This is a genomic window from Akkermansia sp. GGCC_0220, assembly GCF_017566105.1.
Lineage (GTDB): Bacteria > Verrucomicrobiota > Verrucomicrobiia > Verrucomicrobiales > Akkermansiaceae > Akkermansia > Akkermansia massiliensis.
In genome coordinates this window covers 100,442-122,670 of the sequence record NZ_JABFCI010000008.1, presented here as the reverse complement: position 1 = coordinate 122,670, position 22,229 = coordinate 100,442, and the positions used below count along the sequence as shown (strand labels likewise).

The window sequence follows — 22,229 nt, the reverse complement described above, 5'->3', positions numbered from 1 at the left end:
ATATACCAGACTATATCGTTAGTAATAATTAACGGATTTAAAATCCGGAGTCAATGACAATTTTTAATGCCAAGCGCTTTAGGACAATTGAACGGCTTGATGCGTAGGAAGGGAAGAAGAGTGGGAATACCGGCGCCAAGTACGGGCATTATCAATATTTTATTATATATCTGGTCTCATTAAGGAACATTTCCGGATTTTAAATCCGCACGGGTATTTCTCCCGCTTCTTCCAGCAAGCGCGGCCTGCATGCAGGAAAAAGTGATTTCTTGTCTTGCATTCCCATGGGAGTGCCTGTATAAGCCTCCACGTCCCCGCCGCAAGGCAGGAACACAGCATCCAAGGTCACGGAGCGGTAGCTCAGTTCGGTTAGAGCGCCAGCCTGTCACGCTGGAGGTCGCGGGTTCGAGCCCCGTCCGCTTCGCCACCTTGCTTCAAAGAAACAACCGCCTCCGGGCGGTTTTTTTGTGCCCGGAAAGTCCAGGACCTGGGAAACAGGCAGTCCGGTGGCAATGTTTTACTGGAAAAGAGGGCCGGAACCCGGTAGAATGGGAGCCAGCATTACAATCATGAGCATACTTTCGGACCGTCTTTCCGAGGAAATACTGCAAGCCCGCCAGCGCGTTTACACGGTTGGCGAACCGACTCCTCTTCAACGATTGAATCTGCCGGGCATCAAGGCCCCGGTATACGCCAAAAGGGAGGACCTGGGCCCCATCCGGGCCTATAAATGGCGCGGAGCGTTCAATTGCATGGCCGCACTGAGCCAGGAGGCGCGGGACAAGGGCATTGTGGCCGCCTCCGCCGGCAACCATGCCCAGGGCGTGGCCCTGGCGGCCAGCGTCCTGAACTGCCACGCCACCATTTTCATGCCCCGCTCCACGCCGGAAGTGAAGCAGACGGAAGTACGCCGCCACGGCGGCAGGCACGTGAAGATCATGCTTCATGGAGACTGCTATGACGAGACGGCCGCAGCCGCCCACGAGTACGCGGAAACCCACGGAAGCACTTTTGTCCATCCCTATGACGATCTGGTGACCATGGCCGGACAGGGAACGCTGGCGGATGAAGTGGTGATGAGCGGGGAAGGCCCTTTTGACCGCGCGTACGTCGCCATCGGCGGCGGCGGACTGGCCGCCTCCGTAGCCTGCTGGCTGAAAAAGTTCTGGCCCCACATCAAGGTCATCGGCGTGGAAGGCGTGGACCAGGCCTCCATGAAAACCTCCATTGAGCAGGGACACCGGGTGAACCTGGATTACGTGGACGTTTTTTGCGACGGAACCGCCGTCCATATCCCCGGAGAATTGACCTATCCCCTTTGCCGGGAACTGATCGACGAGTTCGTGACCGTCACCAATAACGAAGTCTGCCAGGCCATCCGCGCCATGTGGGAATCTTCCCGCGTAGTGCCGGAGCCCTCCGGGGCCATGAGCCTGGCCGGATTCCTGAAACAATGGAACGAAGGTGAAGTGAAGCCGGAGGAAAAGAGCTTCGTGGTCATTTCCGGAGCCAACATGGATTTCACCCACCTCACCCAGATCGCCCGCCAGGCGGGCATCGGCAACCATGAAACGCGCTACCTGCGCATCTCCATGGATTCCAAGCGCGGCCAGGTGCTCAAGTATCTGCGCCACATCCCGCAGGATACCACGCTGGTGGACGTGCAGTACGGCAAGACGGAGGGCAACACCCAGTACCCCGTGTTCGGCATCGCCGCCTCTGACGAAGACCTGGACACCATCCGCACGACGCTGAAGAAGAAGGGCATTGAGTTTGAAGACATCAGCGAGGACGACGACGTGCGCTTCCGCATGATTCACTACCAGGCGGAGCTGTGCCAGCATCCCCTGTTCGTCCACATCGAATTTCCGGAACGCGCCGGAGCCTTTCTTGACTTCATGGAACGCATCGCGGACCTGGCATCCCTCTGCTACTTCAATTACACCTATACCGGGGAACGCGTGGGCCGCGCCCTGGTGGGCATGGAGTTTGAATCCGCGGAAGACCGGGAAACGGTACGGAAGCGCATGGCCGGATTCTCCAGGAACATCATCCGGGCCATCCGGGAAATTTCTCCGGAGGCCTTCCACCGGATTATGGGAAGCAGATAGTTAACAATTAACAGGTAATAGTTAATAGATATTAACTATTGGCTCTCCTTCCATGCTTCCCCCCATCATCCTGGCCTCCCAGTCCCCCCGGCGGCGCGAGCTTCTGGCGAAGGCCGGCGTGCCTTTCTCCCTCGTCGTACGGGATACGGAGGAGCTGAAGGACGCCGCCATGCCTCCGCAGGAACTCTGCCTGCACAATGCGCGGGCAAAGGCGCAAGCCGTATTCCGGGAACATCCGGATTCCACCGTCATCGGCGCGGATACGCTCGTTTTTCTGGACGGCCTTCCTCTTGGCAAACCGGAAGACGGGGAAGAGGCCCGTTCCATGCTCCGGATGCTCTCTGCACGGACGCACCACGTGTGCACGGCGGTTTCCATCCGGTCCCCCCTGGGAGTGAAAGACTTGGCCGTGCTGACGGAAGTGACGTTCCGGGAGCTGAAGGAAGAGGACATCCGCCGCTACATGGAGCTGGTGAATGTGATGGACAAGGCCGGCTCCTACGCGTTCCAGGAACACGGGGAGATGATCATTTCCTCCGTGCGCGGAGATACGGACAACGTAATCGGGCTGCCCGTCAGGGAGGTGGTGGAATGCCTGCGGAGCTTGGGTTACTGAGCATTAAATGTACGTTTAACGCTCCTGCCTTCTTCATCAGGGATTCATTTTGCGCAGTTTCCAGCCAGACGGCGACTGGATTTCAAAATTGGAAAGCATCTTGAGGGATCCGCTGTGGTTCCCTTTGTCGTTCAACAGCTCAATGGTTTTCTCTGCCTGGGGAGATACCCTGAATGATTTGTGGCCCAACCAAGTAACCTCTTTTCCGTCCTTGCCCAAAAAGACGGAGCAATCATCATTCAAATAAAGAATTTCATTCGCGGCGGTATCCCCTTTAACCGTTTTCCACCGCCCAATAAAAGAGGCAATAACACGAACTGCAGAGAGTTCCTTTTGAATGGCCAGCGCTTCATTTATTTTACCGAGATTGGCGTACTTTTTCTGAATTTTAAGAAGGGCATCCAAGTAGGCCTTGTCCGTCTTTTTCCTTTCCTTCATTCTTTTAGACGCCACATCTTCTTGAATTTCCTTCATCTGTACGCCTACTTTAGGAGAAACTTTTTCCATCCGGGACAGTTCATCCCTCCCAACAAGTTCTTTGGCGGACAAGCGGTTCTCCAAATATTCCACGACTTTCTGCAGTTCCGCCGCAGAAGCGAAGTCATTCTTCGCGGCATATTTGTTCATGGAATCCCGATAGGCTTTCAATTTGGACGCCTCATATTTCTGATTAATGGAAGAAAGGATGTTCTCATATTGTTCCTTCAATTTCCGGGCATCCGGAGGCAGGGATTGGGCGCTTACAGTGGCCCAGGAAATTATTCCGCACAAAATAATACAGCACAACTTATTCATTATAGATGCTGGATATAATATATCCAACATACAAAAATTCAAGAAAAAAGAATGATTTCCCTGCCGAGGATGCGGTTTCTCCGCAATCAAGAGGAAATCATTTTTCCGCCAGAAAACGGCTGAATTTGTTATAAAACGCCACAGGGAGCACGGCTTCTATCAGGGTGCCTTCCTCCACGTATTCCGTGGAGAGAACCTTCCCTTCACTATGCATGGCGGCCGCCAGGTCGCTCCGGGTATAGGGAATCAGGAACCGCGCGCGCCGGACGCGGCTTTCCAGCATCTCCACGCAGGCGTTCAGCAGGTCTTCCGCGCCATGCCCCTCCTGCACGGACATGGGCACCACCCTGCCGTTGAAGTGGGGCTTCAACAGGGTTTCCAGCGTGTGGCGCTCTTCTTCCGGCACAAGGTCCACCTTGTTCAGGACCACGATCATGGGCTTGTCGCCCGCGCCCAGCTCGCCGAGCACTTCCAGCGTGGTTTCATAATGGCGCACGGCTTCCGGATCGGAGGCGTCCACCACCTGCACCAGGAAATCCGCCAGCACGGCTTCCTCCAGCGTGGATTTGAAAGCCTCCACCAGGCGGTGGGGAAGGTTGCGGATGAAGCCCACGGTATCCGTCAGCAGCAGGGGCTGCCCGTGGGGAAGTTCTATTTTCCGCGTCGTGGTGTCCAGCGTGGCAAAAAGCATGTCCTTCGCCATGACTTCGGAACCGGATACCAGGGAAAGCAGGGAGGATTTCCCGGCATTGGTATAGCCCACGATGGCGGCCGTGGCTACGGCCTGGCGCTCCCGTTCCTTGCGCTGCGTGGCGCGCTGCCGGGTCACCAGGGCCAGTTCCTTCTGAATGGCTTCAATCCTGGCGCGCGCCAGGCGGCGGTCCACTTCAATCTGTTTTTCGCCCTCGCCCCTGGCGGCTCCGCCGCCGCCCTTGCCTCCTCCGGAACCGCCGCCCTGGCGGTCCAGGTGGTTCCACATGCGGGCCATGCGCGGCAGGGAATACTGCATGCGGGCCAGCTCCACCTGGAGGGTGGCCTCCCGCGTGCGTGCGCGCCGGGCAAAGATATCCAGAATGACCTCTTCACGGTCAATCACGCATTCGTCAATCAGCCGTTCCCATTCGCGCTGCTGGGAGGGGGAAAGCATGTTGTCAAACACCACGCAGTCCGCCCGGCAGTCCAGCGCCAATTGCTTTACTTCCTGGGCTTTTCCGGTGCCGCACAGGAATTTGGCGTGCATGTCCCGGGACTTGATGAGGTGCTTGCCTGCAATGCTGATGCCGAGGTTGGTGACAAGGTCTTCCAGCTCGTCCAGCATGGCCTGTTTTTCCCTGGCCTCGGAAGGGTCGAAGTAGATGGAAACGAGCATGGCTCGCTCCACCATTTCCGGCTTTTCACGAATTTCAAACATATTCAAGCAGTTAACGGAATTGCTTGCTGGAGGTGGGCTGGTAGTCCTTCAGCGCGAAGTCCGCGTGTTTGTGACAGTCACAACCGCATGAAGAGAGGATGCCGGCCACGCATGCCAGCGTCAAAAAGCTGATCAGTCTCATGCGGCTATGAGACCTGTACGGAGTATCCTAGGCAAGCAAATTTTACTTCATCACGCCTACTTTTCCGCAAAACCGGCGCAGGGCTCCTTTTCCAGACGGGACTTTTCCACCGTCGGCACGGCCTTCCCGCCCTCCTCCGGCCAAGAGCCTGCCGGAATTAATCCGATTCTTCACCGTCTTCCGGGGGCGTCTCCTCCGCGTCCAAACCGCTCATCCACAGGTTCCATTTTTCAATGAAGGCGCGGTCCATCTGGAGCAGCGCATTTTCCTGCTGGGCGGGGGAAATGGTCTCCGTCAGACTGCCGAAAATAAGCAGCGGCTTGGAATACGCATCCGCCAGGGGGGAGAATTCCGCAGGCTGCTTCTGGCGGCATTCCCGCGCCAGGGCATACAGGGAGTTGAACGGTAGCTCGTTCCAGCTGACCTGGTACGCATCACTGCCTTCCCGGCTGTCCTGCGGTTCCACAGTCAGCAGATGCCCCTTCATCCCTGTCAGGCGCACCTTGGAGCCGTCTTTCAGCACCAGGGGTTTTCCAGGTTTCTTTTCCAGGAGAGCGGGCAGAATTTTCTCCATGCGGGTGAACAGGGGCAGCATTTGATCCGTCATTTCCCGGCGCACGGACAGTCTGGCCTTGACGGCGGGGGAGGAAATAACCTTTTCCGCCCCGCCGTAAACGGCGGAGGCCTTTTCAAAGTCCCCGGTTTTTTTCATGACGTCCGCAGCTTCCCGGCAAACGTCTTCATAGCTTCTGGACTGAGCGGCCAGCAGGGTTTCCTTTTTCTTTTCCTCCTCCAGCGCTTTTTGTCTTTCCTCCTCCTTTTTCCTCTCAGCCATCTTCACGGCTTCCGCCGCCTCCCAGTCACGGGCTGTCTGGTACTGCATTCTCAAATGGTCCAGCATTCCTTCCAGCGCAGCATAGGCTGGAGGCATCGCGGACACTTCCCCGATCATCATCTGTTCCCGCAGGAAGTCTGCGGCGGACCGTTTGGCCTCCACTTCCGCCACCGTCTTTTCCGGCATGTCCTGAAGGCGTTTCAGGCGTTCGTACTGGTCCGTATATCTCTTGAGGTTGTTGAGCCAGGCGGAAGCCAGCTCACGGACGTTCCTGTCCCGGTCGTCCGCCGCATCGGCCGCCACCTTGTCCAGAAAAACGCCGTATTCCGGCCATTTACCGGCAAAGTACCAGGATTTCAGCGCCATGCCCACATAGTAATGCACGGCCAGATCGGAGTTGGAACGCAAACCCGGCATTCGGGAAGACCAGTCCCCGGAACTCAAGTACATGACCAGGTTGCCGACGTCCCTGGAGCGTTCCAGTTCCGCAGGGTCCTTGCAGGCCTCCACCTTCCTGCTCAGCTCTTCCAGGCGCTCCACCCCTTCCGGGAACTGGCCGCGCGTCCACATGCACAGAACCTGGTTCAGACCGGCCCAGAGTGAGGTGGAAAGGGGGCAGTCCGGCTGGTCCGCCAGATCCCCGAACATGGCGGCGGCTTTCACCAGGTCTCCCCGGTTCAGGGATTCCTGGGCTTCATTGAACAGCTTGCCGAAGCGGATGCTGCGCTCCAGCCGCGATTCCGCCGCAGCCGTGTCCTCCGGGGTAGTGCCCGTTCCCGCCGTAGGAGTGAGCGCCGGAGGGGGTGTTCCCGGGGAAGCGCCCCTCCCCTTCTGCCATGCCGCCCAGCCCCAGATGCCCAACCCCAGCGCCACTACGGAGGCAACGGAGGAAATGACGATAATGCGGCATTTCCTGCGGCGGACGCGCCGCGCCTCCGCCGCGCGCCGTTCCGACCAGGTGAGGCCGGATTCCTGCATGGCCAGGGTGTATTCCTCCAGGGCCTGTTCCACGGCATCCATCAATTCCGGATAGGAGGAGAACCTGTCTTCCCTGTCAAAAGCCATCAGCCTGTCCACGATGAAGCAGGTCATGGGGGAGACGTCATTGACCACCTGTTCCAGGCGGGGAAGGTTTTTCTTGGTCTCCAGAAGGACATCGGAAGACTGGGAAGCGTCCACGCGGGGGGGAGCGCCCACCAGCAAATGGTACATGGTGGCTCCCAGCGCGTACATGTCCGTCCGGAAGTCTTCTTCTCCCCTCAGCAGCGTTTCCGGAGCTGCGTAATAGGGAGTGACCCATATTTCCCGCTCCACGTCGGATTCACTGTGCAGCAGGGAGAGGCCGAAGTCCACGATCTTGGCGACTCCGTCAGGAGACTGGAGAACGTTGGCGGGCTTGATGTCCCTGTGCATGAGGCCCGCGTTCCAGGCGGCGTCCAGGCCGCGCACGATATCCAGCGTCAGGCGTAGCACCTTGTCCTCCGGCACGCGTTCTTCCGCGGTAATCAGGGCATCCAGGCCGCTGCCCTCCACCAGTTCCATGGCAATGTAAAAAAGGCCCTGGTCGCGCCCCACGGCATAAATCTGCACTAGGTTTTCATGGGAAACCCGCGCCATGATCTGGGCCTCCCGTTCAAAGCGTTCACTGCGCAGGGCATCCCCGGCATAGGTGTCATTCAGCACCTTCAGGGCCACCTCCCGCCCCAGCACGGAATCTTCCGCCCGGTATACCACGCTCATGCCGCCTTTTCCCAGTTTTCCGGTAATCCGGTAGGGGCCCATGCGCGTTTTCACGCGCGTCAGCGCCTGGCAGCCCGGACAGATGGCGTTGGCATACGGAGGCAGTTGGGAAACGTCCATGGCCTGCCCGCATTCCGGGCAATGAACAATGTTGTCTTGCTGGGGATTCATGAACGCAGGGCGTCGGGGCGGGAATCGGAAAAAGGAGGGGCGGGAATCCGGCGCGGCAGAGGCTGTTCAGCGCATCCGGCAAAAGTCCCCCTCCGGATATGAGCAGGGAGGGACCCCATACAGGGTCCCTCCCGCAAATTTCATTCCTCCTGTCAGGAGAGGGCCGGCAGGGAAGCGGCGGCTACGGCCTGGCCGTGGCGCTTGGTCTTTTCATCCGGCACGCGGAGCTGGATCTTCAGCTCGGGGAATTCGGTGCGCAGCACTTCCTCCGCCTTGTCAATGATGATCTGGCCGCCGTCTCCGGAAGCCACACGGCCCAGGAAGAGCAGGTTGCGGATATCATAGAACCTGGCGTAGTGGGCAATGGCATAGCCGAAGTGCACGCCGATGGTTTCATAAATCTTGCGGGCGCGTTCGTCGCCTTCCGCCATGGCGGCCTGAACCTTTTTGAGCTGTTCCGGGAAGGGCATGCCTTCAAACTGGAAGCCGGCGCGGGGAGCCAGACGGGCTACGGCCTGCTGGGAGAAGTAGAGGGCGCCTACGCCCATGTCCTTGGACCATTCGTCCACGCCGCCTTCTTCCGAGTAATCCACGGGAGCGAAGGCCAGTTCATTCAGCCAGGGCTTGATGTGGCCTTCCGGGTCCACGTAGCCGGCGGCTTCGGATGTGCCCATGGCTACGCCGAGCACGGCGTTGTCGTTCATGCCCATGGCTCCGGCGAGGGCGGTGACTTCACCGTCGTTCACCACTTCAAAGGGGATGTTGTTCCACTTTTCCTTCTGGAGGGTGCGGAACACCTTGCCGAGGGTCTTTTCAATGTCTTCCTGGCTGACGCCGCGGAACAGGGAGGAGGTGCGCACCTCGCTGTTGATGATGACGCCGGCGGAGGAACCGCCGATGGCGTCCACCCGCGGAAGGTGGGCTGCGGCGCGTTCCAGGGAGTCCTGGATGCCTTCAATGTGGTACTGGGGATCCTTCTGGAAATAGGGGTCCCAGACCACTTCTTCGGAATACACCACTTCTCCGTTCACCACGGCGGCGCATTTGCGGTCGGAACCGCCCAGGTCGAAGCCGATGCGGTAGCCGTCCAGGTTGCGGCCCAGGGTCATGGAGCCGGAATATTCCTCAGGCAGTTCTTCCACGGACACCTTCTTCACTTCAATGGGGGAGCCGTAAATCTTCTTGCCGATGAAATCCCAGTCGAATTCGCGGGCGCCGCCCTTGCAGTAGCGGGAGGCCAGCATGTCCGCAATAGCGTCATCCCCGGCGACGAGGATGATATTGCCGCCCTTCTGCCACAGCAGGAATTTCACGATGCGTTCCACATAGGTCTCATTCAGGGCAACGTTTTCTCCGGTGTGGGGAAGGAGCTTGCCGGACCAGCGGAAGCAGGTCCCGTCATTGCGGGTCAGAGCGATGTCCACTTGATGAGAAGCGGGATCGGCGGCGGCTTTGGCCTCAAAGGCTTGATTCCAAAGAACGGCCGGCACGAAGCCGGGGTCCAGCACAGGCGTGATTTTGGGTTGAATATTCATGGCAATAATCCGTTGGAAATGTAGCATACCCGCTTTTCTTTGAAAAGTATTCATTCCCTTCCTTCATGATTTTTTTTGCGGAGTACGGGGCGATAGCTCACTTTCTGCTGGAAAATCACCGTGTTTTCACTAAAGAAGCAGGTGTCCTTATTCCGGCGTGGCGCTCCGGAAGGGCGGCCTATTCCACGCATACCTGTTTCATGAATGAATTAACGGACCAGCTTATTACCCTGTTCTCCTCCGCCCTGATTGCCGTCATGTTCATCGCCGTGGCGGTGGGCATCTTCCGCCAGGCCCATGCGCCGAACATCCAGCGCCCCCTGAAATGGCACATCCCCGTGGACCATCTGGACATGCTGGACATCGCCATGTGCGGCATCATCGTCCTGTACTTCAGCCTGGGCGCCCTGATGGCTGCGGCCACGCCTCCGGGAGCCTCCGCTCCGCCCACCACTACAAACATGGAGCTGGACGGCTACAAGATTTTCAACGGCACCTGCCTGAACCTCATCCTGGCCTTCGTCCTGCTGGTGCGCATGTTCCACACAGGCAGAATGGAGGCGCTAGGGCTGAAAAAACATTCCCTGAAAGCCCTTCTTTATGCCCCCGTGGCGGGCTATCTGCTGGTGCTGGTCATCCACTTCCTGCTGGACAGGGCGGGCCTGTTCCAGTGGATTGAACAGGTCACGCACGCTCCGGCGGAGCAGTCCATCGTCTCCGTGCTGCGGCATTCCAGCGATATTCCCCTGGTTGTGGTCATCTGCTTCAGCGCCGCCATCGCGGCCCCGCTGGTGGAGGAACTCATCTTCCGCGGCTACCTGTACCCAATCATGAAAAAGTACACGGGCGCCTGGTTTGCGCTGGTCACCACGTCCCTGCTCTTCGGCATCATCCACGTCAGCCTGGTGCCCTTCATTCCGCTGGCAATCTTCGGGGCCATGCTGGTGCTGCTGTACGAATACACGGGCTCCATCTGGACGCCCATCATCGCCCACTGCATTTTTAACACCGCCACTCTCATCAACATCCTGTATCCCGGCGTTCTCCTTCCCTATGGAACCTGATCCCACCATCCGGCAGACGGGGGAGGACGCGCTGGTGGCCCGGCTCCTGCCCCTGATGCCCTCCAACGCCTTCCTGGTCACGGGACCGGGGGACGATTGCGCCGTGACCCGGAGCTCCGGAAACCGTCAATTGCTCCTGAAAACGGACTGCGTGGTGGAAGGCATGCACTTCCTGCCTGGAACGGATCCCGAACTGATCGGCAGGAAGGCGCTGGCTAGGGCCGTCTCAGACATAGCGGCCATGGGCGGCACACCGCTTCACGCGCTGGTGACCCTGTTCGTGCATGCGGACCGCCCCGTCTCCCAGGTGGAAGGAATTTACCGGGGAATGGGACGGCTGGCACGGCAATTCGGCATCAGCATTGCCGGAGGGGAAAGCTCCGGACTGCCGGAAGACGGCCTCATCATCAGCGTGGCCCTCACCGGAGAGGTTGCGGAAGGGAAAGCCGTCCTGCGCAGCACGGCGCGCGCGGGAGACCTGCTCGCCGTCACGGGCGTGCTCGGCGGCAGCTTTCCCACGGGGCACCATCTTTCCTTCATTCCACGGGTCAGGGAGGGCGGCGTACTGGCCGCCTCCGGCTTGGCCACCGCCATGATGGACCTTTCCGACGGTCTGGGAACCGACCTTCCACGGCTGGCCGCGGCCTCCGGACTGGGATTCCGCATTCATGCAGAACTCCTTCCCGTGCGCCCGGGCTTCACCGCGGCGCAGGCCGCAGGAGACGGGGAGGATTACGAGCTGCTGGTCACGTTCCGTCCCGGCGACCGGGAGCGGGTTGCCCGGCTGGCCGCGGAGCATTTCCCGGAAACGCCCTTCACCGTTATCGGGGAAATGACGACGGAACCCTCCTCCGCCCTTCCGTCAGGCTACAGGCATTTCAACTAGCCGGATAAGGGAAAAACCGGACCGGAAACCGGCAAAAAACGCCTGCGGAACTATTCCGCCGCCTTCTCCTCTTCCCTCTCCCGCTGCATATAGGGCAGCAGCTGTTCGTACGTGTCCTTCCCCATGTAGCGCTTGATGGAACGCTCCGGAGACTTGAAAATGTCCACCAGGATCAGGCAGTCCAGCACATCGCCGAAATGCTTGTCCACGCTGAAGGACAGGATTTTTCCGTTCAGCTTCAGGTACTGGCGCAGCAGCACGGGAATTCCCTTGCCGTCCTCCTCAATGTCCGCCACGAGCTGGGAGAGCCCCTGGGCGTCCGTCAGGCCAATGGGCAGGATACAGGATTCCGACCTTTTCAGGTCCGCCTTGCGGGGCGGATTGTAGGCTTTCACCTCATGCACCAGCACGGAGTCCATTTCATGCGCCTTCAGGTAGGAGACGATGAGGGCACGGGAAAGGTTGGTGTAATCACGGGAGATGCTTACCGTGCCGAACAGGTAGCGGTAATGGTGGTTGCGGGCCATGAACTGGCCGATGCCCTCCCAGATGAAGCCGAGGGCCAGCGGCCTTTTCTGGTATTCCGGCACGATGAAGGCGCGTCCCATTTCCAGGGAGCGGTCCAGCACCTTCAGGGCGGCGGGGGTAAAGGAGAAATATTCCCCGTTATACAGCCCTTTCACGCCGTAGCGGGCGATGATCTTGTCCGTCTCCCCCATGCGGTAGGCTCCTGCAATCTTCCGGTGGGTCCTGTCCCACAGGAACAGGTGCTTGTAATGGTTGTCGTACGTGTCCAGGTCGCACGCCTTGCCGGAGCCCTCCCCCACCTGGCGGAAGGTGTATTCCCTCAAGCGCCCTATTTCAATCAGGATATTGGGGATTTGCAGGGCGTCCGCCACGTACACGTCCCAGTCTCCGTTCTCCTGGCGGGCATGCAGGCATTCCGCGGGCAGCGCATCAATCTCCGCCTGCATGTCCTGCACGGAAACGGGCGGAATCAGTGCGGCCATCTTCGCCTTCCGGTCCTTCCTGTGCACATGGGGACGGCGGCTCTTTTCATAACTCTTGCCCAGCAGGTAGGTGCGCAGGCGCAGATGGGAAACCAGGGCTTCATCGGAATCATACTGCCCAAGCTGGCTGAACGGAATGGGCTTGCCCACCACGATGCGGTGCGTACGGCGCCCGTCACGCCCCACTTCACGGGGAAGGAAGGCCACGCGCGCCTTGCGGTTGATGAGGGAAACGCCCTGGAACAGCAGGCTGTTGCGCCCCGGAAAATGCACGGGAACCACTGTCGCCTTCGTCATGCGGATGATGGCGGCGATGTTCGCGTTCCAGGGATCGTCCGTCACCCTCTTGTGAGCCAGGGAAAAGCTGGAAGCCGTGCCGGCAGGGAAAATGCCCAGCACGCCGCCCTTCCGCAGCCAGGAGATCATCTTGCGCATGCCGGAGAGATTCTTGCGCTTGGCGTTCTCATCCTCGTACACGTCCACTTTGATCAGCCAGGGTTCCAACTCCTGGCACAGGGAAAGCTGTTCGTTCGCCAGAATGCGGACGTCCTCCCTCACGCGGGTGAGCAGCTCTCCGAACATGATGCCGTCCGACAGGCCGTGCGGATGGTTGGCGACCACGACCACCGGCCCCTTCTTGGGGATATTTTCCAGATCCCCCGGGCGCAGTTGCAGCTTCAGGTTCAAATGTCTGGAAGCAAGCTGGAAGAAATTCTCCGGAGAACCGGATTCCTTGTCGCGCACGATCTTGTCGTACGCCTTGTTCAAGCGTTCCAGGCCCAGCAACTTTTCGGCGGACGCGGCCACCAGGGCGGGAAGGCGCGTATTCTCGTCCAAAATGTCTCTGATGTCCACCATCTTCGGGTGTTTAAGTTGGGCCATGCCCCGCTGTATAACGGATTTACAGGAAAAAGTGAAACTCTTTTTGCACGGGCCGCCGGAACGCAGTCTTGATTTCCACGGGGCGCAAAGCTACAATCCAAGCGGCTTTAGCCCCCATTTCCAACATAGAAGACACTCATGCATCCAGCCATCGCCATTGACGGTCCCGCCGCATCCGGAAAATCCACCGTCGCCAAGCTCATCGCGGACCGCCTCGGCTACACGTTCATCAACACCGGGGCCATGTACCGGGCCGTCACTTGGTACATGCTGGAACAGGGCATCGACCCTGCGGACACGGCCGCCGTGCTGGAAGCGCTGTCCTCCGTTCCCCTCTCCTTCGGAAAGGACGGCAGCCGCTCCGTGGTCCTGTGCGGGAAACGCGTGCTGGGTGAAGAACTCACGCGCCCGCAGGTTAACGACCACGTCTCCACCATCGCGGCCATTCCGGAAGTGCGCTCCCTGCTGGTGGAACGGCAGCGGGAATACAACCGCCGGGAACCCGTGGTGATGGAAGGCAGGGACATAGGCACCGTGGTATTTCCGGACACGCCGTTCAAGTACTTCGTCACCGCCTCCGAGGAAGTGAGGGCCTCCCGCCGCGCCGCGGAAGGCCTGACGGACTCCATTGCGGAACGGGACCGCAAGGACTCCTCCCGCGCCACCGCCCCGCTGGCCCAGGCTCCGGACGCCCTGCTGGTGGATACGTCAGACATGACGATCGACCAGGTCGTCCGTTTCATTACCGACAACATTCAACAAAAACTCTCCGCCAGATGAACTCCTTCTACTGGGTTTTCTACACGCTCTTTAAAAGCATTTCCAAAGCCTTCTTTTCCTGGAAAGTCGTCAACCGGGAAAAGCTCATTGAAGACGGCCCCGTGCTCATCGTCAGCAACCACCAGAGCTTTCTGGACCCGCCCATGCTGGGCATCTCCTATGAGGACGGCATCTATTTCTTTGCCCGCAAGACCCTGTTCCGGGGCATTTTCAAATGGGCGCTTCCGCTTTGCCTGGCCATCCCGATCGACCAGGAAAACCCGGACGCCGCCAGCCTCAAGCACGTCATCCGCCTGCTGAAATCCGGCAAGCGCGTGCTCGTCTTCCCGGAAGGTTCCCGCACTCCGGACGGTGAAATCCACGACGGCATGGGGGGCATCGGCCTCATTCTGAGCAAGACGAAGGTTCCCGTGCAGCCCCTGCGCATCAGCGGAGCCTATGAAGCCTTCCCCATCGGCGCCCGGTTCCCCAAACTCCGCCCCGTCACGGTCACGGTGGGGGACCCAATCCCCTTTACTCCTGCGGAACTTAACGCCAGGGGAAAAGAGGCGTACCAGCATTTGACGGACAGGATCATGGACGCCATCCGCGCCCTCCCTGCGGAATAATCCCTCCTTCCCCTGCCCCATGATCTCCAGGCTGAAATTAATGGACTTCCGCTGCTACGGAAGCTTCTCCTGGCAGATTCCGCAGCAGGGGGCCATCATCCTGGGAAACAACGCGCAGGGAAAAACCAGCCTGCTGGAGGCCGTCTGCTTCCTGCTGCGCCTGCAATCCCCGCGCACCGCCCGGCCCGGCCCGCTGGCCGCTCACGGAAAGCAGGCCTTCGGCATCCGCGGAGAGCTGACGGGGCAGGCCCGGCGCATCCTGTGGACCCCGGACGCTCCGGACCTCCGCGTCAACGGAGAGCCGCGCAAGGACCAGCGCAGCTATCTGGCGGACAGCTACCCCGTGGTATGGATGGGGAATGACGATCTTTCCCTGGTGCAGGCCGGAGCGGACGCCCGCCGGAAATACATGGACTTTCTGGGCAGCCAGTGGCACCCCGGCTACAGGCTGGCCCTGTTCAGCTACCGGAGGGCGCTGAAAACGCGCAACTACCTGCTCAAGCACAGGCACAGGGACAAGCTGCAGCTGGACGCCTACACGCGCCAGCTGGCCCTGCACGGCACGGAACTGAAAAGCCTGCGCGCCAGCCTGCTGACGCTGCTGGCCCCCCACATCACCCTCGCCTACCGCAGCATCGGCGGACGGGAGGAACAGGTGGCCGTGGCCTACCGCGCCTCGGAGGAAGGGGACCTGTATGAACGGCTGTGCGCCGCCGTGGACCGGGACATCCGGTACGGGCAAACCCAGAACGGCCCCCACCGGGACGACCTGGACATCACGCTGAACGGCAGGAGCGCCGCACAGTTCGCCTCTGAAGGGCAGCAGCGCACCGTCGCCATCTCCATGAAGCTGGCCCAATCCTCCCTGCTCACGGAAGAAACGGGGCATACGCCCATCCACCTGATTGACGACGTCTTCGGGGAGCTGGACCCCACGCGCCGGGTGGCCTTTCTGCAATCGCTCCCGGCGGACGCGCAAAGCCTCATCACCACCACCCATCTGGACTGGCTGCACGATACCCCGTGCCCCCTGCCGTCCTTCCGGCTGGAGGATTCCACGCTCAAACCGCTCTAAACAAACTGAGGAGAATCACGATAAACAAGAATTCACCCCGGCGGCATTTCCGGCACGTTATTCCTTCACCCAAACGTTCAGAATCTCCACGATGTACATCTTGTGGAAATCCCGCGCGGCGTACCACTCCGGTACAATGGTCTTGTCCAGAAAGGCTTCCGGATTGAGAGCCTCCGCATAAAGCTTGCGGCATTCCAGCACCAGGCGCGCTTCCGTAAAACTCACGTTGCCGTTCTCCGTTGCGTACGGCGTCAGTCCGGAGGCGGCCACCTTGTCCGTATCCCGTCCGCTCGTGGTGCCGCAAACAGTCAGCGCCTTGTGGTACTCATGGCTGAAGAAGGAAAGCGTGAACTCCTCCCCGGCCTCAATGAAGCCGAAGGTATGGCGCTGGGGACGGATAACCACGAATGCCACGGGCTTCTTCCACATGAAGCCCAGGCCGCCCCAGCTGGCCGTCATCATATTGAAATGCTCCGGCGTTCCAGCCGTCACCAGCATCCAGTCGTGCCCGATCAACTGCATGGCGTTATCCCGAATCTCCTTTGGATCAATCTTTTTCATCGCGGTCTCTAACGTTCGTTCGCGTACCATCCTACACCTCTCCAGCCATATGTCAAAGCCGCGGAGCGGCTGGGATGACGCGGAAAAGGCGTGCCCCGCCCTGCCGGAAACACCCTTCCTTTGGAGTTGCATTTCCGGATTGGCGGCCCTAGCATTTCCGGGATGAACTATACCGCGCTGGAAGACAAGCTGGGTTACCGTTTCAAAAACCCGGACCTGCTCGTGCAGGCCCTCACCCACCCCAGCACGGACAGCAAGCCGGAAACGCGCCGGACATATGAACGGCTGGAATTCCTGGGCGACGCCATTTTACAGCTTGCCGTCACACAGTACCTTTACCGCCACATGCCCCAGTCTCCGGAAGGGGAGCTGACCCAACTGCGCGCCCGCACCGTCAGCCGCGCCAATCTGGGCAAATACGGCTTCATCCTGGGGCTGGACAAATATATTGCCTTGGGAAAAGGGGAGGAACGGGCCGGAGGACGGGGAAAAAACTCCATCATCGCCAACACGTTTGAATCCGTCTTCGGAGCCATGTCGCTGGACTCCGACTATGAAACGGCCAAGGCCGTGGCCCTGCGCGTTCTTCATGAAGCGCTGGACTCCGCGGCCAGCCACCCCAAGGAAATCAACCCCAAGGGGGAACTCCAGGCCATTCTTCAGGACATCCTGCCCGAAACTCCTTCCTATGAAACGGAAGAAAAAGGGCAGAGGGACGCCGAAAACCGTTTTCACTCCCGCGTTTTCTGGCATGGACACGCCATCGGTTCCGGCCATGGAGCCAGCAAGCGGAAGGCGGAAGTGGCCGCCGCCGCGGACGCCCTGGCCGCCAAAGCATGGCTCCGCATTACCGTGTAACCTTCAATGGGACGGGTGGCTATTTTGTCACCCTTAAGCCTTGGACAGCCCTGTGGCTGGTTTGATAGACAGAAGCCGTCTCCGTGAGGAAGAACTTTCCCCGGAAGACCTTCTCACAGACACACACCAACCATAGAAAACAAATGAAAACCTATACTCTCCCCGTCATCGGCATCATGACTCTCGGAGCCGCCGCCTTTGCCGCCGCCACGCCTTCCACGGCATCCACCGGAGACGTTCTGCTGGCCCGCGACAGCTTTTCCACCTGCAAATGGCTCGGCGACCGTTTCAAGTGGTTCAATGCGGAACGGGATCACAAGAATCCCTACATCCAGGAATTCAACGTTTCCCTGCGCATGCAGTACGGACTGGACTGGATTGACCCGAACGGCGAAGGGCGCGTGATGGGTGAAAAGGAAGGCAACGGCCGCCGCTTCAACGACGAATGGCGCCGCTTTCGCGCCGGCTTCAACATGAAGTTCCTGAAAAACTTCAAGCTCAACAACGTCTGGAACATCGGCGGCATGGACGGTCTGGAAAGCTACAACGCGAAAACCAACACCTGGGACACCTCCGACCTGACCTACTCCCTGTATGAACTGAATCTGGAATACAAGGGAGGCCCCGTCACCTACGCCATCGGCAAAATGAAGCCGCGCATCACCGGGGAATACCGCACCTCCTCCTCCGCCATCCTGACCATTGAACGCTCCATGCTGGTCAACCAGCTCCGCTCGGAAACCAACTACGGGTTCCAGGTGAACAATTCCGACAAGAATGACAAGCTCGGCTGGGCCGCGGGCATCTGGATGAACGGCAACGGAGGAACCGGAACCGGCACGTTCAACAACCGCATTGAACCCGCCTTCAACTCCCGGGACAACTGCTTCGTCACCGGCACGCTCAGCTATGATACGTCCAACGACGTTTTCCTGAAAAAAAGCCGCCTGTGGCTGGATTACGCCCATAACTTCACCAACTGGGGCGACGACGCACAAAACAAGGCGTATGAAAAGCTCACCGGCTACGGCTTTAAATCCAAATACCAGGGCACCGGCGCCAAGGACGTGGTGGCGCTGACCTGGGAAGGCTCTCAGGGGGATTTCTCCCTGATGACAGAAGTGATGGCCGGCTTCAACGTCATTGGCATGAAGGCAGGGGCTGAAAACGTCTTCGGCGTGACCATCATGCCGTCCTACAAATTCACCCCCAACTGGGAAGGCGTGGTCCGCTACCAGATGGCGGCGGGCAGCAACGCCGTGAAATGGGAAAAGCGCTATACGCAGAACTCCACCTATTCCGGCACTTCCGACTGCATGCAGGCCCTGTACCTGGGCGTCAACTACTACATTTTCGAATGCAACCCGAACATGGCCAAGATCATGGCGGGCGTTGAATACGCCCATTCCAACGGCACGGACGCCAGCAAGCAGAAAGGCTTCACCGGCTGGAGCTACAACATTGCCTTCCGCACCAATTTCTAAGAAGTTGAGACGCTAAACCACACATTGGGTTCATGGACAGGATGGGAGGCATGGGGTAAAATCCGGCCCATCCTGCCCATTTCTTTTAAAATCACAACCGTGTGTCCGGGAACGTTTCCGATTTCAATGTAATCAGCTTGGGCTGCGCCGTGTATTCGCGGCCTTTTTTCACCAAGCCGCCTGCGCTCACGAGGCCCTGGAGCTTTTCATAAATCCGCAGCCGCAGGATTTCCTCACCGCCCAGGGACATGTGCTTTTGCTTCATCACGATAACGGTACGCTGGAAGATGTCATTGAATTCCAGCATGCCCGCCTCATGAAGAATGATAATAAGCTCATCAGTCACCAAATCCGGTGTCTTGCGCGAGGAACGTGATCTCCTATCCTCCAGCATGATGATAGAATACTATCATGACACACTTCCAGGCGTCAAGTTGATAAGACCTGCGTCATTTTCCGGCAGTATGGGGCGGAAAGGGTATAAAAGGCGGGTGTCCGGAAACCGGATGAGGAAATTTCCCGGAGCGGGAGATGTGTTGTTGATTCGCCCATCCACGGGATTTACTCACCCGGAGGAAGGAAAGAGGCTCTGCAAGAAACGGGGGAAAGGCATGCGTATTATCTGTAATCCGGGCCGTTCGGAACAACAGGCCCTAAATTTCATTTTTGCAGGTATGAATCCGGTCATTTTCAGTCCATACGCAGCCGCGGCGGTTCTTCTGTCTCCTTTTTCCCTGTGGGGCGGGGAAGCCACGTTCATGAGTTACAACGTAAAGAACGGTACCGGCATGGACGGCAAGCGGGATTATGACCGTACGGCGCGGGTGATTGCGGAGGCAAAACCGGATGTCGCGGCCCTTCAGGAACTGGACAGCAAGACAAAAAGGAGCGGCGGCAAGGACACTTTGCAGGAATTGGCCGTAAGGACAAAGTTGACGGGGACGTACGCCAAGGCCATTGATTATTCGGGCGGTTCCTATGGAGTCGGCCTTTTATCCAGGGAGAAGCCTTTGAGCGTGACGCGAATTCCTTTGCCCGGCCGGGAGGAGGCGCGCGTGCTGCTGATGGCCGAGTTCAAGGATTACTGTTTTTGCGTCACGCATTTGTCCCTGACGCGGGAGGATAGCAACGCTTCCATCGACATGATTGCCGCTCTGGCCGCGGAGTGCAGGAAGCCCTTTTTCATTGCGGGAGATTTTAATTTGACGCCAGGCTCGGAACCGATAGCCCGGATGAAGAAGCATTTCATTCCGCTGAGCGATTTTTCCCAAAAAACGTTCCCTGCCGATCAACCGGCGGAATGCATTGATTACATCTGGATGTACAGGGGGAGAAAGGCGGAGGCGTTCAAGATGGCGGAACGCAGGGTGATTGAAGAGCCTGCCGCTTCCGACCACCGCCCGGTCAAGGTGACGGTGCGTTATTAATGCCTTTGGCTCATTAATTGACGGCCCGCGGCGCATTTACGCCGCCCACCAGCAGCACGATTTCCCCCTTGGGGGCACGTTCCGCAAATTCCGCCGCCAGCCGGGAAGCCGGGCCGCGGTGGTAGGTTTCAAAGGTTTTGGTCAGTTCCCTGGCTACGCAGACGGGAACGTCCGGGTCCAGCGCCGCCAGCGCCTGCACGGTTTTGACGATGCGGTGGGGTGATTCATAAAAGATACTGGTATGGGAAGCTTCCACCGCCGCCTGGAGCATGGAGCCCTTCCTGCCGGATTTGACGGGCAGAAAGCCGCCGAAGAAGAAAGCGTCCGTAGGCAGTCCGGACCCCACCAGGGCCGTCACCACGGCAGACGGTCCGGGAAGCACGGTGAAGCTTACTTCCTTTTCCTTGAGCGTCTGAATGAGGCGGTAGCCCGGATCACTCACGCCCGGCATGCCCGCATCACTGATCACGGCAAAGCTTTCCCCGCCGGCGGCACGGGCGGCAATTTCCCCGGCGCGGGATTGCTCGTTGTGGTCGTGCATGCTCATCAGGGGCTTGCGGATTTCATAGTGGGAGAGCAGAAGCCCGGAATGGCGGGTGTCTTCACACGCAATGACGTCCACCTTGCGCAGCACGTCCAGCGCCCGCAGGGTGACGTCCGCCCGGTTGCCGATCGGCACCGGAACGAAGTAAACGCTGTATTCCACTTCCGCCATAAGCACAAATTTTCCGGAGCCGGACAGGTCTAGCCGTTGGTGAGGGTTTCCGCAATGGAGGTGGCTACCAGCCGCGCCGCATAGGAGAGGGCGTTGGTTCGGGCCGTCTGGATGTTGCCCAGGTCAAAGAATTGGCCCACTTCCTCCGCAGAGCTGGCATACAGGACTTTCTGCGTCCTGGCGTCCACCACCCGGTACTTGACGGCCAGGCGCAGGCCCAGCTCCGTACTTTTGTAGGTGTCTTCCCGGCTGGAACGCAACTGGTCGAAGGTGATGGAGTACACTTCTCCTTCCACCCGGATATCCGCATCCGCACCGGTGCTGAGCCGGTAGGTGCCGTCCCGCTGCAGTTCATCCGCCAGCGCGCCGGTCACCAGCGTGGCGGCGCGGGGTTCCAGGGAGTTGTTGGCAAAGAGGCACACCTTGACGGTCTGCGCAAATTCCAGCTTGGGCGGCTTGGTGCCGCCGAGCTGGTAGCCGCAGGAACCGGCCAGCAGGCACAGAACGGGCAGAAGAAGTTTGAAGACGATCCGGATACGGTTCATGCGGACGTAGAGTTCCTGTTATCTGCTGGTGACGCCCAGTTTTTTCAGGCGTGCCTTCGCCTTGGCGGCGGCGGCGGGATTGACGCTGCCCTTGGAGGCCACTTCCTGGTAGCAGAAGATGGCCGCATCGGTGTCTTTCATCTTGGTCAGGTAGTATTCCGCCACTTCCAGCTGCTGGGCCACCAGCTCACGCTTCATGGCGGCCAGGTCGGAACGGGCGGCTCCGGCGCGGGCGCTGTTGGGGTAGCGCTGGAGGTAGTCTTCATACGCTTCCTGTGCGCGGGCCACATTGACGTGGTTGCGGTCGCCGTCCGCGGCGGCCTGGCGGTACAGGGTGGCTATCTGGAGCTGGGCCGTGGGGGCCAGCGGAGAGTGCGGATGGTTGTCCACCAAGTTCTGATACGCCTCAATGGCCTCCTTCATCTGGCCGCGGGCGGCCAGGTAGCTGCCCAGCACGTTCATTGCCTGCGGGGCGGTAGGGGCGTACGGGGCGTTGTCACGCACGTGGTTCAGCCATTCCGTAACGTTCTTGGGGTCCATCCGGACGTCAAACATCCACAGTACGCGGTTGGTCAACGCGCCGCTCGCCGCGCCGAAGGCCATTTCCTTCTGCCGTGCCATGGCCTGTTTGTACAGGGGGCTGTCCGGGTGGCGGTCAATGAGCTTCTGGTACTGGTCAAACGCATCCGCGGGTTCCTTGCGGGCCTCATAGAGTTCCGCCATCCTGAACCGGGCCTGCGGCGCCTCCCTGGAAAGAGGGTGCTTTTCCACCACGCGCCTGTATTTCTTGATCGCGCCGGAGAGGTCGTTTTTCGCTTCCTTCGCCCTGGCTTCCTGCATCAAGGCAATCGCCTGCTGGTCCACCATGCGGACGGTTCCAGGGGGCGGGGGCGCTTCCGAAGAGCACTGGCACAGCACCAGCGTTCCGGAGACGGCGGCCATCATGACAAGCAGCTTTTTCACATTCATGACTTTACA

The 22,229-nt window shown here is 59.4% G+C and carries 21 protein-coding genes and 1 tRNA gene; 11 read left to right on the top strand and 11 right to left on the bottom strand.

The window, feature by feature from the left end; translation table 11 throughout:
• Window positions 1-349: 349 nt before the first annotated feature.
• The 3 genes from HJW02_RS07765 to HJW02_RS07755 all read left to right on the top strand — a co-directional run bounded on the left by HJW02_RS07765 (window position 350) and on the right by HJW02_RS07755 (window position 2,727).
• Window positions 350-427, top strand: a tRNA-Asp gene (locus HJW02_RS07765).
• A gap of 142 nt (window positions 428-569) precedes the next feature.
• A complete protein-coding gene (locus tag HJW02_RS07760) occupies window positions 570-2,111 on the top strand; it encodes a pyridoxal-phosphate dependent enzyme (RefSeq protein ID WP_180970910.1) in 1,542 nt (513 codons plus the stop codon).
• 52 nt (window positions 2,112-2,163) lie between these two features.
• Window positions 2,164-2,727 (top strand): Maf family protein, encoded by a 564-nt coding sequence (locus HJW02_RS07755; protein WP_022397641.1) that lies wholly within the window; start codon window positions 2,164-2,166, stop codon window positions 2,725-2,727.
• Between the two features lie 36 nt (window positions 2,728-2,763).
• On the opposite strand, the gene HJW02_RS07750 is transcribed toward HJW02_RS07755, so the two are convergent.
• The 5 genes from HJW02_RS07750 to HJW02_RS07735 form a co-directional block, all read right to left on the bottom strand.
• Entirely contained in the window at window positions 2,764-3,354 is a 591-nt protein-coding gene (locus tag HJW02_RS07750; protein ID WP_146018111.1) for a hypothetical protein, read from the bottom strand.
• A gap of 265 nt (window positions 3,355-3,619) precedes the next feature.
• Window positions 3,620-4,933 (bottom strand): GTPase HflX, encoded by a 1,314-nt coding sequence (gene hflX, locus HJW02_RS07745; protein ID WP_022397643.1) that lies wholly within the window; start codon window positions 4,931-4,933, stop codon window positions 3,620-3,622.
• Window positions 4,934-4,943: 10 nt separating this feature from the next.
• A complete protein-coding gene (locus tag HJW02_RS14030; protein WP_022397644.1) occupies window positions 4,944-5,075 on the bottom strand; it encodes a hypothetical protein in 132 nt (43 codons plus the stop codon).
• 157 nt (window positions 5,076-5,232) lie between these two features.
• Complete coding sequence (locus HJW02_RS07740; protein WP_022397645.1) at window positions 5,233-7,821, bottom strand: serine/threonine-protein kinase; 2,589 nt, start codon at window positions 7,819-7,821, stop codon at window positions 5,233-5,235.
• A gap of 152 nt (window positions 7,822-7,973) precedes the next feature.
• Window positions 7,974-9,356: an ROK family protein gene (locus tag HJW02_RS07735; protein ID WP_022397646.1), complete on the bottom strand. Its 1,383-nt coding sequence runs from the start codon at window positions 9,354-9,356 to the stop codon at window positions 7,974-7,976.
• Window positions 9,357-9,556: 200 nt separating this feature from the next.
• On the opposite strand from HJW02_RS07735, the gene HJW02_RS07730 reads away from it, so the two are divergent.
• Window positions 9,557-10,420 (top strand): type II CAAX endopeptidase family protein, encoded by an 864-nt coding sequence (locus HJW02_RS07730; RefSeq protein WP_102736976.1) that lies wholly within the window; start codon window positions 9,557-9,559, stop codon window positions 10,418-10,420.
• A complete protein-coding gene (locus HJW02_RS07725; RefSeq protein ID WP_102722168.1) occupies window positions 10,410-11,306 on the top strand; it encodes a thiamine-phosphate kinase in 897 nt (298 codons plus the stop codon). Before HJW02_RS07730 ends, HJW02_RS07725 begins: the two co-directional genes overlap by 11 nt.
• A gap of 50 nt (window positions 11,307-11,356) precedes the next feature.
• Here HJW02_RS07725 and HJW02_RS07720 read toward each other — a convergent pair whose 3' ends face one another.
• On the bottom strand, window positions 11,357-13,198 hold the full coding sequence (locus tag HJW02_RS07720) for a lysophospholipid acyltransferase family protein (protein WP_102722167.1): 1,842 nt from the start codon (window positions 13,196-13,198) through the stop codon (window positions 11,357-11,359).
• 138 nt (window positions 13,199-13,336) lie between these two features.
• Between HJW02_RS07720 and cmk the strand changes: the two genes are divergently transcribed.
• Genes cmk through recF form a run of 3 tightly spaced genes read left to right on the top strand, consistent with a single transcriptional unit; the run spans window position 13,337 to window position 15,661 of the window.
• A complete protein-coding gene (cmk, locus tag HJW02_RS07715) occupies window positions 13,337-13,978 on the top strand; it encodes a (d)CMP kinase (RefSeq protein ID WP_102722166.1) in 642 nt (213 codons plus the stop codon).
• Complete coding sequence (locus tag HJW02_RS07710) at window positions 13,975-14,586, top strand: lysophospholipid acyltransferase family protein (RefSeq protein WP_102722165.1); 612 nt, start codon at window positions 13,975-13,977, stop codon at window positions 14,584-14,586. Before cmk ends, HJW02_RS07710 begins: the two co-directional genes overlap by 4 nt.
• Before the next feature lie 19 nt (window positions 14,587-14,605).
• Window positions 14,606-15,661 (top strand): DNA replication and repair protein RecF, encoded by a 1,056-nt coding sequence (gene recF, locus HJW02_RS07705; protein ID WP_102722164.1) that lies wholly within the window; start codon window positions 14,606-14,608, stop codon window positions 15,659-15,661.
• 57 nt (window positions 15,662-15,718) lie between these two features.
• Here the strand turns inward: recF and HJW02_RS07700 are convergent, their stop codons facing one another.
• Window positions 15,719-16,222 carry a flavin reductase gene (locus tag HJW02_RS07700; RefSeq protein WP_022397653.1) on the bottom strand — a complete coding sequence of 168 codons (504 nt, stop codon included), beginning with the start codon at window positions 16,220-16,222 and terminating at the stop codon, window positions 15,719-15,721.
• A 162-nt stretch (window positions 16,223-16,384) separates the two neighbouring features.
• Between HJW02_RS07700 and rnc the strand changes: the two genes are divergently transcribed.
• Entirely contained in the window at window positions 16,385-17,080 is a 696-nt protein-coding gene (gene rnc / locus HJW02_RS07695) for a ribonuclease III (protein ID WP_022397654.1), read from the top strand.
• A gap of 143 nt (window positions 17,081-17,223) precedes the next feature.
• Window positions 17,224-18,564, top strand: a complete 1,341-nt coding sequence (locus HJW02_RS07690) for a porin (RefSeq protein WP_102722162.1) — start codon at window positions 17,224-17,226, stop codon at window positions 18,562-18,564.
• Window positions 18,565-18,655: 91 nt separating this feature from the next.
• Here HJW02_RS07690 and HJW02_RS07685 read toward each other — a convergent pair whose 3' ends face one another.
• A complete protein-coding gene (locus HJW02_RS07685) occupies window positions 18,656-18,910 on the bottom strand; it encodes a hypothetical protein (protein ID WP_146018112.1) in 255 nt (84 codons plus the stop codon).
• A 412-nt stretch (window positions 18,911-19,322) separates the two neighbouring features.
• Between HJW02_RS07685 and HJW02_RS07680 the strand changes: the two genes are divergently transcribed.
• Entirely contained in the window at window positions 19,323-19,991 is a 669-nt protein-coding gene (locus tag HJW02_RS07680) for an endonuclease/exonuclease/phosphatase family protein (protein ID WP_240454357.1), read from the top strand.
• A gap of 13 nt (window positions 19,992-20,004) precedes the next feature.
• Here the strand turns inward: HJW02_RS07680 and rsmI are convergent, their stop codons facing one another.
• Genes rsmI through HJW02_RS07665 form a run of 3 tightly spaced genes read right to left on the bottom strand, consistent with a single transcriptional unit; the run spans window position 20,005 to window position 22,220 of the window.
• Window positions 20,005-20,706, bottom strand: a complete 702-nt coding sequence (gene rsmI, locus HJW02_RS07675) for a 16S rRNA (cytidine(1402)-2'-O)-methyltransferase (RefSeq protein WP_022397658.1) — start codon at window positions 20,704-20,706, stop codon at window positions 20,005-20,007.
• A 29-nt stretch (window positions 20,707-20,735) separates the two neighbouring features.
• Window positions 20,736-21,251, bottom strand: a complete 516-nt coding sequence (gene lptE, locus HJW02_RS07670; protein WP_102722159.1) for an LPS assembly lipoprotein LptE — start codon at window positions 21,249-21,251, stop codon at window positions 20,736-20,738.
• Window positions 21,252-21,269: 18 nt separating this feature from the next.
• Window positions 21,270-22,220, bottom strand: coding sequence for a tetratricopeptide repeat protein (locus tag HJW02_RS07665; RefSeq protein WP_102722158.1), 951 nt, complete (start codon window positions 22,218-22,220; stop codon window positions 21,270-21,272).
• Window positions 22,221-22,229 lie beyond the last annotated feature (9 nt).